Annotated in this window: 13 protein-coding genes and 1 pseudogene; 4 read left to right on the top strand and 10 right to left on the bottom strand. The window is 57.8% G+C overall.

Features of this window, described 5'->3' with window-relative positions:
* Positions 1 to 37: 37 nt before the first annotated feature.
* The gene (locus tag C8J40_RS13725; RefSeq protein WP_132897471.1) at positions 38 to 622 is read right to left on the bottom strand and encodes a recombinase family protein; all 585 of its coding nucleotides are present in this window, start codon (positions 620 to 622) and stop codon (positions 38 to 40) included.
* Between the two features lie 372 nt (positions 623 to 994).
* Here C8J40_RS13725 and C8J40_RS13720 point away from each other — a divergent pair, with 372 nt between their 5' ends.
* Together C8J40_RS13720 and C8J40_RS13715 are read left to right on the top strand one after the other, a co-directional pair.
* Positions 995 to 2,110 (top strand): pentapeptide repeat-containing protein, encoded by a 1,116-nt coding sequence (locus tag C8J40_RS13720; RefSeq protein ID WP_132897470.1) that lies wholly within the window; start codon positions 995 to 997, stop codon positions 2,108 to 2,110.
* Positions 2,111 to 2,794, top strand: coding sequence for a nucleotidyltransferase domain-containing protein (locus tag C8J40_RS13715; RefSeq protein WP_132897469.1), 684 nt, complete (start codon positions 2,111 to 2,113; stop codon positions 2,792 to 2,794).
* A gap of 72 nt (positions 2,795 to 2,866) precedes the next feature.
* Here the strand turns inward: C8J40_RS13715 and C8J40_RS13710 are convergent, their stop codons facing one another.
* Positions 2,867 to 3,475: a 2'-5' RNA ligase family protein gene (locus C8J40_RS13710; RefSeq protein WP_132897468.1), complete on the bottom strand. Its 609-nt coding sequence runs from the start codon at positions 3,473 to 3,475 to the stop codon at positions 2,867 to 2,869.
* 333 nt (positions 3,476 to 3,808) lie between these two features.
* On the bottom strand, positions 3,809 to 4,504 hold the full coding sequence (locus C8J40_RS13705) for a hypothetical protein (RefSeq protein ID WP_132897467.1): 696 nt from the start codon (positions 4,502 to 4,504) through the stop codon (positions 3,809 to 3,811).
* Between the two features lie 489 nt (positions 4,505 to 4,993).
* Here C8J40_RS13705 and C8J40_RS13700 point away from each other — a divergent pair, with 489 nt between their 5' ends.
* A complete protein-coding gene (locus C8J40_RS13700; protein ID WP_132897466.1) occupies positions 4,994 to 7,474 on the top strand; it encodes a type I restriction enzyme HsdR N-terminal domain-containing protein in 2,481 nt (826 codons plus the stop codon).
* Positions 7,475 to 7,585: 111 nt separating this feature from the next.
* Here the strand turns inward: C8J40_RS13700 and C8J40_RS13695 are convergent.
* A pseudogene (locus tag C8J40_RS13695) lies at positions 7,586 to 7,900 on the bottom strand (Tn3 family transposase); the annotation flags it as partial.
* 90 nt (positions 7,901 to 7,990) lie between these two features.
* A complete protein-coding gene (locus tag C8J40_RS13690; RefSeq protein WP_243693384.1) occupies positions 7,991 to 8,611 on the bottom strand; it encodes an SDR family NAD(P)-dependent oxidoreductase in 621 nt (206 codons plus the stop codon).
* An 8-nt stretch (positions 8,612 to 8,619) separates the two neighbouring features.
* On the opposite strand from C8J40_RS13690, the gene C8J40_RS13685 reads away from it, so the two are divergent.
* Positions 8,620 to 8,775, top strand: coding sequence for a carboxymuconolactone decarboxylase family protein (locus C8J40_RS13685; protein WP_243693383.1), 156 nt, complete (start codon positions 8,620 to 8,622; stop codon positions 8,773 to 8,775).
* A 295-nt stretch (positions 8,776 to 9,070) separates the two neighbouring features.
* Here the strand turns inward: C8J40_RS13685 and C8J40_RS13680 are convergent, their stop codons facing one another.
* The 5 genes from C8J40_RS13680 to C8J40_RS13660 form a co-directional block, all read right to left on the bottom strand.
* Positions 9,071 to 10,807, bottom strand: coding sequence for a hypothetical protein (locus C8J40_RS13680; protein WP_347812473.1), 1,737 nt, complete (start codon positions 10,805 to 10,807; stop codon positions 9,071 to 9,073).
* Positions 10,808 to 10,914: 107 nt separating this feature from the next.
* Positions 10,915 to 11,862: a TniB family NTP-binding protein gene (locus tag C8J40_RS13675; protein WP_132897463.1), complete on the bottom strand. Its 948-nt coding sequence runs from the start codon at positions 11,860 to 11,862 to the stop codon at positions 10,915 to 10,917.
* Positions 11,859 to 14,033 (bottom strand): DDE-type integrase/transposase/recombinase, encoded by a 2,175-nt coding sequence (locus tag C8J40_RS13670; protein ID WP_132897462.1) that lies wholly within the window; start codon positions 14,031 to 14,033, stop codon positions 11,859 to 11,861. Before C8J40_RS13670 ends, C8J40_RS13675 begins: the two co-directional genes overlap by 4 nt.
* Positions 14,034 to 14,166: 133 nt before the next feature.
* The gene (locus C8J40_RS13665) at positions 14,167 to 14,934 is read right to left on the bottom strand and encodes a TnsA endonuclease N-terminal domain-containing protein (protein WP_132897461.1); all 768 of its coding nucleotides are present in this window, start codon (positions 14,932 to 14,934) and stop codon (positions 14,167 to 14,169) included.
* Between the two features lie 216 nt (positions 14,935 to 15,150).
* Positions 15,151 to 15,480: a helix-turn-helix domain-containing protein gene (locus C8J40_RS13660; protein WP_132897460.1), complete on the bottom strand. Its 330-nt coding sequence runs from the start codon at positions 15,478 to 15,480 to the stop codon at positions 15,151 to 15,153.
* Positions 15,481 to 15,713: the final 233 nt, after the last annotated feature.

The following is a 15,713-nucleotide window of genomic DNA, read 5'->3' as shown; positions in this document are numbered from 1 at the left end:
GTTCTGGCGGCTGTAACGGTAGGGTCGCTACGTTCAGTTAAATCTTGACCGGCGCGGTCCAGCCGATCCGCGCAAGCGTGCCGAGCAAGGTCGAGCGCGGCACCTTGAAGCTTCGGCAGACTGACGCCTTGCTGGCCCCTCCCTCCAACGCGGCAGTAATCCGTTCGAGCGTTTCGGCCTCGATCATCGGCGGTCGGCCACCTTGGCGTCCTCGGCGTTTGGCTGCGGCCAGTCCTGCCATTACCCGCTCGCGTGTCAACGCCCGTTCATATTGCGCCAAGGCGCCAAACAGCGAGAACAGCAATTCGCCGTGCGGCGTGGTCGTATCCATCTGCTCAGTCAGCGACCGGAACGCGATGCCCCGCACTTTAAGGTCTGTGACGATCGTAAGCAGATGCGGCAGCGAGCGCCCGAGGCGGTCGAGCTTCCACACGATCAGCGTGTCACCCGCGTTCAGATAGTCGAGACAGTCTTTCAACCCCGGCCGATCGTCGCGCGCGCCTGATGCTTTGTCGGTATGGAGATGACGATGATCGACGCCAGCTGCGACTAGCGCATCGCGCTGGAGATCGACCGTTTGGCGATCGTCGACCGACGACACCCGCATGTATCCGACCAGCATGTACGACAAACCCTCAAACGCATGTTTCCGAACAAACTATCAAAGCGACAGGGTTTGTCGACTTTTATGAACTGAGAGGGTCTAGGGTTTAGCAAAAGCGGGCGCCGGGGTGTCGCCTATCATGTGTTTGCCGACAGGCGGCAATCGACCAGGCCGAGGCTTACACGTGGGTCCTAAAAACGTCCGATCCGGATAGAAGCTACCGATCAGACTATTCTAATTAGCAAATCGATGAGATGCCGTAGTCGTCGTTCTTCGACGTCGCAGAAACGTTCGCGACCGAGCGCTCTTCAACGACGTCTTTGCCGCGGTGGCAAGCCGAGCGGAGCAAAAATCGTTATCGTACATAACCGGGCATGGTAAGAGATCGCGATGTGGATCTGGCCTACGAAAAACACACCCGCGATTATTCGCAATAATATGATTTCGGTGTCAGGCGGCAATGACGCCGCACCGTCCGTCCACATTGGGCATCGTCGGGCGGTCTGTTGGTGGGAACCGATATACTCTCCCGCTTTGGAAATTGATAAAGCCCCCTATGATTGGAACGCTACCCGCGATGCGGGGCCAGCTAACCGTTTTATCTCAGGATCAAGTTTGAACAGCCAGATATCTCCAGGAGATACCTACACAGTAAAGGGAAAGACGTTTAAGAATTGCGATTTCCAAGGAATGTTTTCACCGACCCCTTTGGTTATGTTTGATGAATGTAACTTTATAAACTGTGACTTTGCATACTCGAAATGGCAAGACGCACATTTCCGCAAGTGCAACTTTTCCGATTCCTCGCTCTCACTGACGGCCTTTAGCGGGTGTGATTTTCGAGAATGTAAATGGCATAACATTGGCATATCTAGCAGGATCGATCTAAACAAAACCTATATTAGTAATCCAGATGATCTTATTAATGCTTCAGTCAGCAGTCGAAATCCGAAGGATAAGACGATTAAGCATCGTCTCAATCAGTGGTTTAGACTGAAAGGAACTAGGGCACACTTCCTTCGTACGGTCATGATAAGCCATCAGTCGGTGGGCGACGAAAGAACATACTATAACACCGTGAAACTTCATGAGCTTCGGAGGTCTACTGAGCGAATGTCGCAGGATATCTTTGAGATCTACACGGAGCCACCATTAAATAAGATCACGTCGGTTTTGAAACTTGCCTTGCATATCATTAATTATGCAATCATGCGCGCATTTGGCTGGCTTAATGGGTGGGGCGAATCCGCCGGCCGACCATGCATCGCGCTGGGCGCCTGTTTTCTACTATTTGGAAGTATTTACAGCTATTTCCCGTCTTTGAAATTTACTGGCCACCCTTTTCAGAAAAGCTTTGATATCACCTTTCTAGTGGGATTTACTAACCAAGGCGAAGCTGTAGGAAGTGACTTAGCCACAATACAAAACGTTCACGTTCTCATTTCTATAGCAATATACTCAGTATTTTTTGCTACTGTTATTTCAAAACTATCTAGAGCACGTTAGATGGCAGATTCTCTAATACTATACGGAAGTCGAGCTCGTGGTGATTCACGTGCTGGCTCCGATGTTGATCTAATATCTGCATCCGACGGCCAAGGCATCGTTTCACCAGTCGAGCTGAACGGTATCAGCGTTCATCGATATTCTAAAGGGTGGCTTGAGCAGCAGGCGTGCGAAGGAAGCCTATTCGCCTATCACGTTGCCTTCGAAGGCATCGGCCTCTTGGATCCCGACAGCTTTCTTTGCCGGCTGAAAGCTGCGTATCGCCCGAAGCACTCATATCGCGATGATGCCAGGATAGCTGCGTTGATTTTACGATTCTTTATGGAGCGAGATTGGAACAAAAGTGACGAGGCAAAGCGCCGGCTATTTTGGGCAATCCGAACGATCTTGATTTGCGCCTCCGCAGACGCCGGCACACCTTTGTTTTCGTCTAGGGCACTTGAGCAGTTCGCTGATCTGGACGGCCTAAGCAGCCTAATTGACCGCCGCTCCTTAGCGTCGTTGGCAGAGGTGAACGCAATGGGCACGCGGGTGTTAGATATGTTTCAACCAGCGCTCGACGATATCAATGGCGAGCGCCTCGCCAAGTATCTTGCTGAAACTGGAGGAATTGCGCGCGACTCTGTGCGGATATTAGGCGAGATTGAAGCCATCGAGTTAATCGGTTTGTCGATCTACATGTGATAATAACGATAAGCCACCAAAACGATTTATTGCTCTCGAATATAACTATCAAAACAAATAAGTAATCTGCACCTAGCTTTGCACATCGCAACGAAAGCCGTTGGACCACATAACTTCGGTAGGCGTAAGACTGACCACCTTAGCGGTATTTAACGATCCTTCGATCGGGTGCCAATCCTCAGCTATCATGGATAACGCATCGCCGACCTGGCGACTTGTCATACCCGAGGCGATCGTAATGTGAGGGAACCAAGTCCCTGGACAGTAATGAGGCAAGCTACCGTGTTGCGTGCCGACTAGACCATGATACAACTCATGGAATTCTATCATTGCTTTCGTGGGCAACGGCGCTGCAAATAAGACCGAACTTGTCCCAGGGAAGCATCCTATACTTGGTATAATAATATCTATAGCTGAAAAGAGAGATAATGAATAGGCTAGAGCTTCAGTTATTTTATCTAAGTCTATGTTTTTATATACACCAATTGTAAGATGGTGAGAATGTCCGAAACGCCTAGGAATGGAAATTGACGGATCTATTTTTGCGATAACGTCGCTCAGCCAATCGAACTTATTCGACGTATCGGGGTCAACTTCAAGATAGACGGCATACGCCACGATACTGGCCTCAGTCTCAGGTACGATGTAAGCTGAACTAGCATCTAGTTTGAAAAATAGCATCCTTCATCCGGATCAATCCCTCAAGTCGATCAAAAACGCATCGTTAGGTGCAAACGAACTACCGCAATCTGGTGTGGGCGGGGCCTAAGGCAGACGCAAGCCTGCTCCTGCTCCTGCTCCTGCTTCGCGCGAGCGCACGACCGGACAAGCGGAGGAATCACGGGCTGGCGCCCTCGATACAGGGAGCTAGCCCGTGATTACGTGCCATTTATCGCTGACAGAACCGTGCCAATTAGCGCTGATATCTACAGGTCTGTTCCATGCCACCGAGTGCGGCTCGTCCATGTCCAGGGGCTCAACGCGCATCATGCCGGTCTTTCGAGCCGCTTCATCCTAGACGAGCAGAAGTGCCCTAGTTTCCTCCGCGGCAGCCTTAGAGAGGCGGTCTGCCTTAGCGCGTACCTCTCTGTCGCCGAGTAATTGTTCGCGTGGGCCCGGGACCATTGGATCGGCAATGCTGGCGTATAAGAGACGATAGAGATCTCGCGCGCGTTCGGCGGTTTGAATCGCGTAATCAAAATCTGCTTTGCGGTAGACCATGATTTTCGTGTCATCGATAGGCATTGGTCTGATCACGCCTCTTCTGTCCGGCAGTTCGAGCACCCGCTGTCTGAAACTGGCGTTGTGCTCGACAATTGTTTTGGGGTGCGTGAGCAGAAGGGCATCCGGAACTTCCGTGCAATGGCCCCAAACCCAGTGTGCGAATTGGTTGCGTTCCGTACGCAGCGGGTCCGTGACGCTCAAGATTACCCGCAGCAAGATTTCTTGCCATTCAGGCAGCGCGGCCTTTGCAGCGGCCTTAAGAGCCGACTTCTGACTGCCCGAACTAACTAGCGCCAGATACATGGCGGTACCAACTGCGATATCCGCTTTTAGCATACGGCTGAGAATAGACGCGATGTCACCATCAGTATGCGCCCAAAGAGCGATTACATAGGCAACGTCGCCTGCGAACGGAGAGCCTCGAAGAACGCCTGCTGAGAAGAACAACTCTCCTTTAATTGAGACGTCGCAAAGGGGTTGTGGCATGTGGTTTCTCATTTGCTAGCAAGCGGCAAAAGGGATCTCTTTCGCGACAAAAACGTCAGAAGGAGATTATTGAATCTAGGTCCTATTTGAGGGGGGCGACCCGCCGTGGCTAGCAGATGCACGACAAACAGATATTTTCGGACGGTAGCCTCTAGATCATCGCAAAATGCTGTCGCCAACCTCGATCGGCGACTATCGTGTGTTTTACGACGTGGGGTTGCGGAAGCGTTCGACCGACTTATGCCGTTCCCCGATCCGGGCGTGAATGGCCGCTCCTCTCAGAACCTGCCGTTTTCGTTCCGCTGAGCGGTCAGGCCGCAGCGCGCCCTAATCGACCGTTCAAAGAACTTTGCACTGTTCCTGAAAGCGCTCGCGATGAGATCAGGGCAGCCGTCGTCATGGAACGGGCGGCCAACAGCTTTGCGCTTGGTTACGTCGCCGCCTCGATGGATATGGCGGCGATGAGGGTCGTTCAGGTAAGACGATGCTATGAACAAACAAGCCATAAAGACGAAGACCGGAGCTGCCAAGCGGTCCATCCCGCCCAAGCCCGCCGCCAGCACCGCAGCGAAGTCGCCCAAGGCGAGGAACGAGGCTGAACTCGAAGCTCGGATCACGCGGGCACTCGCGGAGGCGTTCCCCAACATCGCCGACGATGCGATCGTGCTGCAGCGACATTTTACCGTGCGTCTTGGACACGAGACCCGTGACTTGGACAGTGCAGCACTATGGCACAAGACCGGCCGCGCTGACATTTTGCTGTTCCACGACGATCGGCCGCTAGCCGTACTTGAGATCAAGCGCGACACCGTCGCGATCACGCGCCAGGATTACGAGCAGGCGCAAAGCTATGCAAACATGCTCACCCCGCGCCCACCGTTGGTGATTGTCAGCAACGGCAACGACACCCGATGCTACGAAGCCAATACCGGCGCGGAGTGGAAGCCCGACTCTGACGCAGGCGCTAAGGTGCAGAAGCTGCTGGCCAACACGGCTAAGATTGCAGCGGCAGACATGCGCTGGGCGATCGAGGCGCTGCTGGGCCGTGACCTCGATCTCTGGCCGAGCGCCATGCGGAGCTGCACCGCGCGGTTGCTCGGCGACCTGACCGATCCGCCGGGCGCGAGCGGGCGGCCGGTTGCGCGCGATTTCCTGTTCCCACGCATCGCGACCGCGCAGGCCGCGGCCGCGCTGAAGACGGGCACGCTCTTCACGTTGATCGATGGCCCGCCGGCGGCGGGCAAGACCAACCTGCTGCGCGAGCTGGCGCAGGACACGGCGGCCAGCGACGAGCTGGCGGTGCTCATGCTGCGCGGGAGCGGCCCGGGCCTGTTCCAGTCGATCGCCAACCTGTTTGCTGCGGCGTTCGAATGGCCGCTGACACCACACGACGCGCGCCAATGGATGCGGCGGATGTCGCAAGCCGATGCCGGCCCGAGCTTGGTAATAGCGATCGACGGGGTCGAGCCCGGCACCGTGATGGCGGCGGATCTACACGAACTGGCGAGCATCGAGGTGGGGCCGAAGCTAAAGGTTATCCTGACCGCCGACCAGCGCGAGGGCCTCACGCGCACGACAAACGGGCGCGCGACCACGGGAATCGGCGCCCTGGGCACCGAGATCGAGCTCGGTACGCTCGGCCTGGAGGAGTTCCGCGTGGCCCAGCGGATCCTGGCGGAAGCCCGGATCGGGTTCGTGCCGGGCGCGGAATATTGCCAGGACTATCGCGCGCCGTGGGTGTTGCGCGCGCTATACGATGATGTCGCGCGCGATCCCCGCTACGGCGATGGACGGAGCGGTGTGATCTTGTCTGCGGCGCTCGGCCTGCGACTGGTAGATACGACGCGCGAGACCTATGCCGGCCAATCCGATCTGCTGCGCGGCTATCGCGTGCTTGCACGCGACGCAATCGCCGACAATCATTCGGGCGTTGGCGACTTGGCTATTGCTCAGTCCAACGCCTTCGTCGTGCGGCAGGACGCCTTGTCGCCTGAGTCCCGCGAACGGCTGGCAGGACTGCGTGCGGCAGGACATGTCCGTGTGTATCGCCAAGGCCGCGAGGACGTCGTGCTGCCGACTGTCCCGGCGGTGTTCATGGTGGAACTTGCGGACGCCGCGGCGGCCATCCTGGAAGCGCGCGGCGCTGCCGATGCGAAGGCGGCAGGCGAATGGCTCGGTCGCCGGCTAGAAGGTGTCTATCTCGGCGACCTGGTCGGTGCGCAAGCAATTCGCACTTTGGCCGAGACGACCGGCCGGTTTAGCGAGGGCATTGTCCACGGACTGTTCTCGATCAAACCGCGGGAAGAGCTGGTCGAAGACCGGCTGATCGCGTTCGCGACGCCCGATGGCGAAATCGTCCACCTCAAAATCGAGCGCGGCAAGGCATGGGTGTCGGACCGGTTCGGTAATGTTCGAGGCGAGCCGATCAACATGGGGTCGGAGCGCAGTCAGATGATGGGCGACGTCACCGGCTGGATGATCCTCGGGCAGCTGGCGCAGCTGCCTACCGCACGAGTCGGTGACGATGCCGATCGTATCGACGCGAAGATCCTGTTCGAGGTAGGGCAGTGCCCGTTTCCGCTATTGCGGGCGAACGAGCGCGGCCTCGGCCATCTTGAGCATGATCTCGGCGACCATGGTCGCGTGCTGTGCACCGAACAGGGCGCGATCGAGGCCACGACGCAGGCGATGGCGGAGATGCTGTCGCGTCCTTGGGAGGGGGCGGAGGATTTCGTCGCTGCCGTTCTGGAGGAAGGCTCACTGCCGCTGCTCCACCGGCTGATGATCGCGCTCCGCACCGTGCGTGGCTACCGGGAGGACCGCACGGAATGGGCTAGTGAAGTGCTGCGCGATCACGTCGCGCCGGAGATCAAACGCCTGCTGAAGACCGCGGCCAAACCGAAGCAGGCAACTAGATCCAAGCCATCGATCAAGCGCAAATCGGCTAAGCGGCGATCGCGCAAGCGCTGAAGCGGTCAGCCTGAAGCTCCTGCCACTGTGTGCGATGCGTACTTCCAGTTCGACCGGTTCGCCGAGCCGCATCCCGTTGGGGACCGGTTAGAGGATGTTCGGAAACGTACGCTAAGCGTCGCGGGTTGTCCGTTGGAGGCGTAGCGGCCTGAAGCATTCCCGGAGTTTGTCCATCTCGCTCCACAAATAGTCGCCGGTAAGGCCGATGTGCTCCCAGCCCAGCGGCGCGACATGGGCGAGCAGTTCGTCCGGCACCTCGACACCGCTGGCGCGCAGATGCCGGACGGCGCGGTCGAGATAGACCGTGTTCCAGAGGGTGACGGCTGCCGTGAGAAGGGTCAGCCCGGAGGCACGATGGCGCTGGTTCTCGAATGTGCGGTCTCGCAATTCGCCGAGGCGGTTGAAGAAGATGGCGCGGGCGAGCGCCGGCCAAGACCAGGATTCCCATTTAAGGTTCCCTTTCGAAAGGGCCGGATCGCATGGAACAATCCGGCCAACGAGGGAAAGGACCAGCCGTTACGCGACCTTTGCAGCAAGCGTCACAGCATCAGTACCGGCAGGGATGCGAAACGGTGAGGACGCATCGGTAACGGCCTGCCAGATCGCTTCCGCCACATCAGCCTTAACGGTGACTTCGGCGGGTTGCTGTGGCGCTGCGGAAAACACTTGCTTGGCCCATGCGGCATAGGCTTCGGGAATGCCGTTCTGCGAACGGGCGCGGGCGGTCGCGCTAAACGACGTTTCCGGAGCGCGGCCGGGAATGACTAGCCGCACGCGGACGCCGAACGGCTCTACCTCAAGGGTGAGGTTTTCGCTGAACGCCTCTACAGCCGCCTTGCTGGCGGTGTAGGCGGACAGCATCGGCAATGGCTTGAGCGTTACGGCCGACGAAACGTTGACGATCACGCCCGACCCTTGCGTACGAAAGCCTGGCAGAACGGCTTGCGTCATCGCCATGGTGCCGAACGTGTTCAGCTCGAAGAGCTGGCGCATCGCGTCGATCGACACGCCTTCCAGCGCGCCCATGAGTCCGGCACCGGCATTGTTGACGAGGGCGTCGATCGGTCCTGCTTCCTCTACGGCGCGGGCGATGCTGGCGGCGTCGGTTACGTCGAGCGCGACGACGCGCAGCCCCACAGCTGAAAGTGCACATTGAGGCGGGATTGAACGTCGGGCTTACACGCGATGAGGTCACGGAGATCCTCATGCAGATGGCAGTCTATGCCGGGTTCCCTGCCGCACTCAACGGCTTGTTTGCAGCCAAAGAAGTGTTTGCGGCCAAAGCCAGCATTGCCGACTAGCTCTTGGAAGATGCGCCGACCCTAGCGATGACGAAAAACCCTGTCGCCATCACGGATGCGCGACAAACAGGTGATTTCGGACGGCAGCCCCTTGATGATCGCAGAACGCCGTTGCCAACCCCGATTGGCGACTATCGTGTGCTTCCCGTCATTACCCAGATAGCATCTAGTGCCCGCAATATACGCCATTCGTCATCGACGTTTCACAGCGCCGTTCCTTGCACAGATGTCGCGAAAATCAGGACAAGCGACGAAGGACTGCGACGATCATGCCGCTGTCGTTCCTACCGCGGTGTCAGCTAACGAGCAGACCCGGGATAAGCTGTTCGGCCTCAGTACGGCTGAACAAGCCCGAAGCCTGAGGTTTAACTCCATGAATTCTAGCGAAATTGCCAACTGCGCGCCGGTACAAACGTAATTTTCGGCTCATCTCACTCGTGCAGATATACCTTCGGGCTAATTCATGGGCTGTATCCATAGTTATCTCCCGAAAAGCGGGGCCTGGCCCAAGGAGGAACTCCGAATGCCGACTAAAGTGCGGGGGACTGATGTTCATGATTTCAGCAAGATCGGATTTTGTTACCATGCAGGCGCTCCAATCCATGCCTTCGGTAGGCTGGAAACATTCGAGTGAGAGTATCGCCTCCGATCTTATTGTTATACGATCTGCCAAAGGTGCGTCCCCGTCAACTGCGCTTGCCGCCAAGTCGCCCTCCGCAATCGCTTCAAGCACTCTCGCCCAAGGCTTTGAATACCCGCCAATCCCCCGCATCGCCTCTGTAAGCCTAATTGGATACCCCCCTTTTGACGGGCTTAAACGGCGAGACAACTTGCCGTGGAAAGCCTCCAAACTGTCTCGGCACACGGCAAGCTGCTGAGAGTCTCCACGGCCCGGCGGTACGGATGCAACTGCTACCAAGCCGAGATGAGCCAATTCGCGGATAGCGTACGTCGGCGTACCGAGCATCTCGGCGGCATGAACTAAACGCAGGCGAGGCTTTTTGCGGGTGAGCATTGGCGCCACCGCTTCTCGATCGACGAGAACCTGCAACCTGATCCCGTCAAGCGCCAGGAACGAAGGCAGCTTGCCCGCCTTGCGCATTTCGAAAAGGGTTGGCCGGTCCGCACCGGTCAATTTCGTCATTTCCGCGATGGTAACGCCATTTGAGCGTGCAGCCCGGCATCGCTCAACGAGTTGGGAAAGAAGCTTCTGGACGACAGGCGATAGTCGCGGATCGTCGCGATCGCACAGCACCTGATAAAATGCTTTGCGGGTACTCCCACCTTTCTCGCGACCACCGACGTTAAGCTTTTCGGCGACATGCTGCTCGATCGCGCCGGGCCAGCCAGCTAGAAAGGGCCATGTCGCTGCAAGGGCCGGAACGACATGGTTCCGAGCGCTGTCGATACAAAGCGATCTGTCGCCGAACAAGGAACTCACCCGCCGGTCGACGACTGGAGCGAGCGTGCAAGCGAGTTCGAGCAGATGTCCACCGTTCAACTCGGCCAAACCAGGTGGCAGATGAGACCGGGCGATTCGTCGCCTGTCCGGGTCATGGTGTATCAAGCCGACGAGCATCCCGAGGCATTCACGCAGGTTTTCGGGCACTGGTATTGCCTGAGCCCGCGCAAGTGGTTCTGCGCAATAATCACATAGGTCAATGCCTGCCGTGCGTCGCCAGATCTGACGGCGACGGCAGGACGGGTTCGGACAGTGCTCTTCAAGATACTCCCATGTTTCGGTGCAAATCGGCAATTGGCGGACTTGCCATAGGCCACGATGATGCGCGGACATCGCCAATGCCTTTGGGGAAAAGCGCCTGTACGAAAATTGTAGAAAATCCCGAGGTACGGCCGTCCCGAAGAGATTGAGCATTCTCGCATCGGGTGACCATAGCGGGGAGTGCAGCCGGGTGATTTCAGTACTGACGCCCAGACAGTCGGCAAGGATCTCCAAGCCCGTATCGTCGCAGAAGGAGGCGTGAGGGCGATCCGATTGAATGTCACCCGTGACCTCGGTGATCTTTGCCATTCGCGGCATGTGATGCGCCGCCGCAACGCGCGCGACATAGCCATCCAACGATTCCCCTGCGATTATCGGAAGAACACGCGTCACACGCCATGGCGAACGAGCGGTGCTCATTGCCCAGGCTGCCTGGCAAACGGGTTGCTCTGGCAAAAATCGCGCGGGATGCAGTAGCTATCGACTGCTTCTGCAAGATCGTTCCGATCGATGGAGGCCCGTCCATCGTGAAGGGCAACAGCCATAGCAGCGCGGACGATTTTGCAGATGCGCCGCACTCGGCCCGCCGACGCCTCCCAAAGCGGCCGCGCAATATCCTCGTGCGTAAGACCGGACAGGCAAGCCAGAATGCCTGCATCCACCATCGCGTCGTCGAGATCAGCCAGGAAACTCACAAAGAGTGCCCGATCCCCCTTCGTGTCCCAGCGTAGGGGCGAGAGATCGATGTCATCGTCGAGCCGCTCCATCAGTTCGGGCACCTGCGCCAGGACCGATCCGGCATCTTCCGATCCAACAAAGGCTACCGGCGCGATACCTGCGTCCATGATCTTTTCGCGGATCGCCGTGGCGATAGCACGGCTCATTCGGGGTCTACGTGCGGCGCGGTTGAACTCATCGAAGACGACGATCTGCACACCGCAGCGCTGCATCTCCGAGATCGCTCTTGGCCAGCGCGCCTTTTCAGTGCCAACATCCGGCCTAGCTGCCCCGAGAGCCTGCAGGATTGAGGTTGGCAGGGAGTCGGTCGTCCCTGCCCCCGCCGTCTCGACATGGAGCAACGGTTTGCAGCCTTCATCGGCCGCTACTTCCAGACGACGGCGAAGTGTGACGATGGATTCGGTTTTGCCGCAACCATGTGGGGCTACAAGCATGGCTCCTCCGCAAGGAGCATGTGCCGGGCGGCCTATCGCCGCAACGCGCATCTCATCAAGCGCTGCAACGACCGCCGTTTGAGGTGGGTAATCTACGCGAATCGCATCAAACCTTGCCTTGGCGTTGCCCACGCGGTTGGCTGCGCTGGAGGTCGTCTCTTGCTCGGGTGCAGAGCTGAAATGCTCAGTCATTGGTAGCCCCCCTTGGTCATAGGCAGCCGGCGCTTGCGAGCCGGGGCGTCGAGTTCGATTTGCCCCGCTGCAGCGTGCTCACGGCGACGGTCGAGCGCCGATTTGGCCGGTTTGGTACGCGGATCAGGTCGTGATGAGAGGATGTCCTGGTCGAGCGAGGTCAACCTTGCCCGGTCGTTGGCGATGAAATCACCAAGCGTGACCGAAGAGGGCGTCGCATGAACCAGATCAACTATGTTTCCTGTGGCTTGCCTTATGCGTGGAACTTCGATGAGGGTGGCCAGGCGCTTTCGTGAAGCTGCAAGGTCGCCAGGGCTGATGTTGCGGATAGCGTCAATGAGATGCCCGCGGGCGTTCATCCGCTCCTCCTGCGTGTTGAACGCCAACCCCTGCTTTTGCGCCTCGCGTTCGATCTGCTCGTGCAGCCACAAGGGCATGCCGCTGCTGTACCTCTCGTCGGCGCACATCAGTTCGACATATTTCCGGGTCTTACGGTTCCAGACATGGATGCGACTGATATCCATACTGTCGTAGCGGAACTCGACGGTCGCGGTGGCATCGCTGCGCCGCTGGCGGCGCGGCTCGATGGGCACAAGGTCGCGCAACAGTTCCGGCACCGCCTGAATCTCATGATAGCGCAGGTTGAAAGCGCGGATACCGGAGGGAGAAAGCTGCGCGCCGGAGCGCACCTCCATCACGTCGCGCGCAAACGATGCGAAGTCCGCGAAGTCGTTGATGCCGAAGCGATTGATGTCACGTTCGAATACAAGCGCGGGCTGCTGGCTACCCAGGCCGTCATGCGGCTCGACATTGTACGATGCTATGATCTGGTTCGCGATCGCCTCCAGCTCATCGAGCATGACGATGGCTTGAGCCTCAGCATCGTAACCCCAACGTCTGGCATCGTTCAGCGTCAATGCTCGCCCTGGCAACAGACGGGTTGTCTGATCATTCAGGGTTTTGATCGCACGCTCGCCGATCGCTCGGTAGGTTGGCTGCTTGATTGGGCAGAACCGCACGGAAAATCCCGCGTCCCGCGCTGCCGCTTCGAGCGTATGGCTACGGAATTCGACGGCGTTATCAAGGATCAGGCAGCCTGGCTTGCCGCAAAGCATGGCAAGAACCGGATACCGGCTGGCCATGGCCGACGGGGGACGTTTGGGCAGCACAATGCGCCGTAATATCTCGCTGACCGACCATCTGCATGGATCTTGGAAGGTTATCAGATGCCCGACGATGGCGCGGCTTTTGACGTCGATAGCGAGTGTCAGCCACGGTCGTCCGAGAACCATCTGAAGGGCTGGACATACGACATGTACGTCGAGCCAGGTGTGGTCCACGATCACATACTGCATGACGAAATCAGCCGCGAGCGGCTTGCCGGCTCCTGACCAATCCTGCTTGACGGCCTCTACCTCTATGGAGGTGGCCAAGGTCTTGTCCGACTCTAGTTCGTTGAAACGGCGTCGCACGGTGCGCTCTGAGCAGACCTCAAAAGGCTCGTGCGGCTTGTCGATGGACGGGTGACGCCCGTCATTCACCAGATTGAGCCGATAGGCATAATCGGCATGGATGTCCGCGACGTGGCGCCCCGCCTTCCTGCCCTCGAGCACGCATGTCCAGAGGAGCTGCTGATCGATGCTGCCGTTCGGCGAACGCACGATGCGCCTGCCGGACAGCGGGACCATGTGACGAGGATGGCGATTTCCGATGCTGCCGCGGTTCTTTCGCCAATTCTTCACCGACGATGCAGAAGGTTTTTGTCCGAATCGATGGGCCAACTCGGGCGTCCAGCAATCGTCGAGGGCGGCCTCAATAGCGCCGATGCCTTGCGGAACGCCCCGTTCGTCCAGCATTTGGCAGGCGGTCGCCATGCGCAAAGCGCGGGAAGAGATCGCACCCGCCTGATCGCGTGTCCATTCTGCGCTATCGTTGTAATTGCGGATTGTGTCGGATGAACGCGGCGTCCGGGTCACAGCATCTCCACCGTGCTGCATAAGCTGGAATTGCTCGACGGTCGGCAATTCGAGCGATCCGTCCTTCTGCTCGTACTTGAGGATCTCGCCCGTGATCAGGTGGGTAAGCTGGACCCGGCCGTGAGCATAGGCAGGATGATATTCGGCTCCGCGAACATCGACGATCGCGCCGGGAGAAAAGCGGATGTGCGCCATGGAATTCTAACCTTTCGGAACGCGCCGGTAGGTGGCCGGCATCGAGATGATGCCGGCGACAGGCGCTTCGGATCGAGATTGGATAGTGGCCCAGACCATTGAGGAGATCGGAGCCCGGGCAAACACCGGCGCCTCAGTGAATGGTCACCGGCGTCGTATCCAAGAGCGAACAGGTAAGGTCGATTTCAATGCGCCGAGCAACCGTCAGTGCTTGAATTAGGGCTTCGCCGGTGCGGGGGCAGTTAGGCGCGATCGCTTTGGCGGTACTTCCGAAGGTAGCACCCGTGCCCACCTGCCTTTCGTGAGCTTCCAGACGCTCCAAATGCTCCGGTAGGATCGTCACGAACCTGCGTGAACAAAACAGCATCGCATTGCGACGATGAACTAGACTGTCCCATATCTGGTGACGAAGGATGACCTTGAACCGGATGCCGTGCTCATCACAAATTTCGTGGACCGCCGTCAGCTTCGCGCGGTACTCCGGGTCGGCAAGGTCACGCTGATCTCGCTTGATCTCGATGAGCGTGACGGTGCCATCAGGTGCAACCAATTCGACGTCGATGGTGTAAACCTGCTTTTTGCCTCGCCGCGTGAATTCGAAACGTACCGACTCCGATGCGACCCGAACTACGGCGAACTCCACCTCGGCGCGCGTCAGGAAATCGTACTGCGCCGCACCCTGCCAATGGAGAACACGTCCGGCCTTGCGGCTTGTGTACCAGCCATTTTCATGGGCGAGTCCGCCATTGAAGGTGCGCAGGGCACCTCCATCGTCAGCTCGGATCATTCGGACATGGTGCGCATCGCTATGTTTGTCGCGGGTGAACTCTGGCGTTGGGTCGCCAATTGAGCTGAGCAATAGCTCCGGCAGGTGATCGTGGTCTGCGGCATCGAATGTCATCGATCGTTCCTTCCATCTCGCAATCGGATGCGATGGACGTGAGGGGACATGATCCGGGACGGCCCCGAACCTTGACAGGTTTCACGGAATGAACGAGATCAAGAGCAGTTAGGTCTCTGATCTTCTATAGGCCTCGCTGGTTGCACCCGGCGGGGCCTTTTCATTTCCGTAGCTTGGTAATGTTTCCACGTGTTGGCGCGGCCATCTGCTACGACATCATCTATCTCCTCCCGCTGGTTGCGGATAATGCGCGGGCCAGAGCTGGGCAGGCGTAAAGGCTGCCGCAGCGGCTATGGCCTCTTCGACCCGGCGCGAGCGCACGAGGCCTTTGGAAACTCTGGTGACGGTGCTGGGACTGACGCTCAAATCACGGGCGATTTGCGACAGCGAAGTTCCGCGGCGTTCCAGCGCCCATTTGATGTGCCCGTGCCAATCTTCGCCGCCCATTGCTTGCCTCGCTTGGAACGTGATTTGCGCCAAGTCGCAACGGCTATTTGCCCCGGCGACTTCCATGCGATTCGAATCATGAATCGTTACGACCGTCAAGTTGTGCAAAATAGTATAGCAAAGACATACATAGTATGTCAGTTGAGATAAGGCTATTATAAAAGATATTTTCCGAAATACTCATGGGCTTTTTGTAGTCTGCATAGATAGTTTTATTTTCTTATAGCCTTTTGCGAATAATACAGTTGAACCGATAAAAGACTGCTCATCTATCATTCTTATAACTTAATATGGCTTTCGTTGAGAATTTATCTCTGCGATGCATTCAAATA

Origin of the sequence: Sphingomonas sp. PP-CC-3A-396 (assembly GCF_004343105.1) — a bacterium.
GTDB lineage: Bacteria > Pseudomonadota > Alphaproteobacteria > Sphingomonadales > Sphingomonadaceae > Sphingomonas.
Note: the sequence above shows the minus strand (reverse complement) of the source record. Positions and strands in the feature narration are given on the sequence as shown.

What these genes read in the sequence shown, in the direction of transcription:
- C8J40_RS13725 (WP_132897471.1), bottom strand. Translation starts at nt 622, where the DNA reads ATGCTGGTCGGATACATGCGGGTGTCGTCGGTCGACGATCGCCAAACG.
- C8J40_RS13720 (WP_132897470.1), top strand. Translation starts at nt 995, where the DNA reads ATGTGGATCTGGCCTACGAAAAACACACCCGCGATTATTCGCAATAAT.
- C8J40_RS13715 (WP_132897469.1), top strand. Translation starts at nt 2,111, where the DNA reads ATGGCAGATTCTCTAATACTATACGGAAGTCGAGCTCGTGGTGATTCA.
- C8J40_RS13710 (WP_132897468.1), bottom strand. Translation starts at nt 3,475, where the DNA reads ATGCTATTTTTCAAACTAGATGCTAGTTCAGCTTACATCGTACCTGAG.
- C8J40_RS13705 (WP_132897467.1), bottom strand. Translation starts at nt 4,504, where the DNA reads ATGCCACAACCCCTTTGCGACGTCTCAATTAAAGGAGAGTTGTTCTTC.
- C8J40_RS13700 (WP_132897466.1), top strand. Translation starts at nt 4,994, where the DNA reads ATGAACAAACAAGCCATAAAGACGAAGACCGGAGCTGCCAAGCGGTCC.
- C8J40_RS13680 (WP_347812473.1), bottom strand. Translation starts at nt 10,807, where the DNA reads ATGGCAAAGATCACCGAGGTCACGGGTGACATTCAATCGGATCGCCCT.
- C8J40_RS13675 (WP_132897463.1), bottom strand. Translation starts at nt 11,862, where the DNA reads ATGACTGAGCATTTCAGCTCTGCACCCGAGCAAGAGACGACCTCCAGC.
- C8J40_RS13670 (WP_132897462.1), bottom strand. Translation starts at nt 14,033, where the DNA reads ATGGCGCACATCCGCTTTTCTCCCGGCGCGATCGTCGATGTTCGCGGA.
- C8J40_RS13665 (WP_132897461.1), bottom strand. Translation starts at nt 14,934, where the DNA reads ATGACATTCGATGCCGCAGACCACGATCACCTGCCGGAGCTATTGCTC.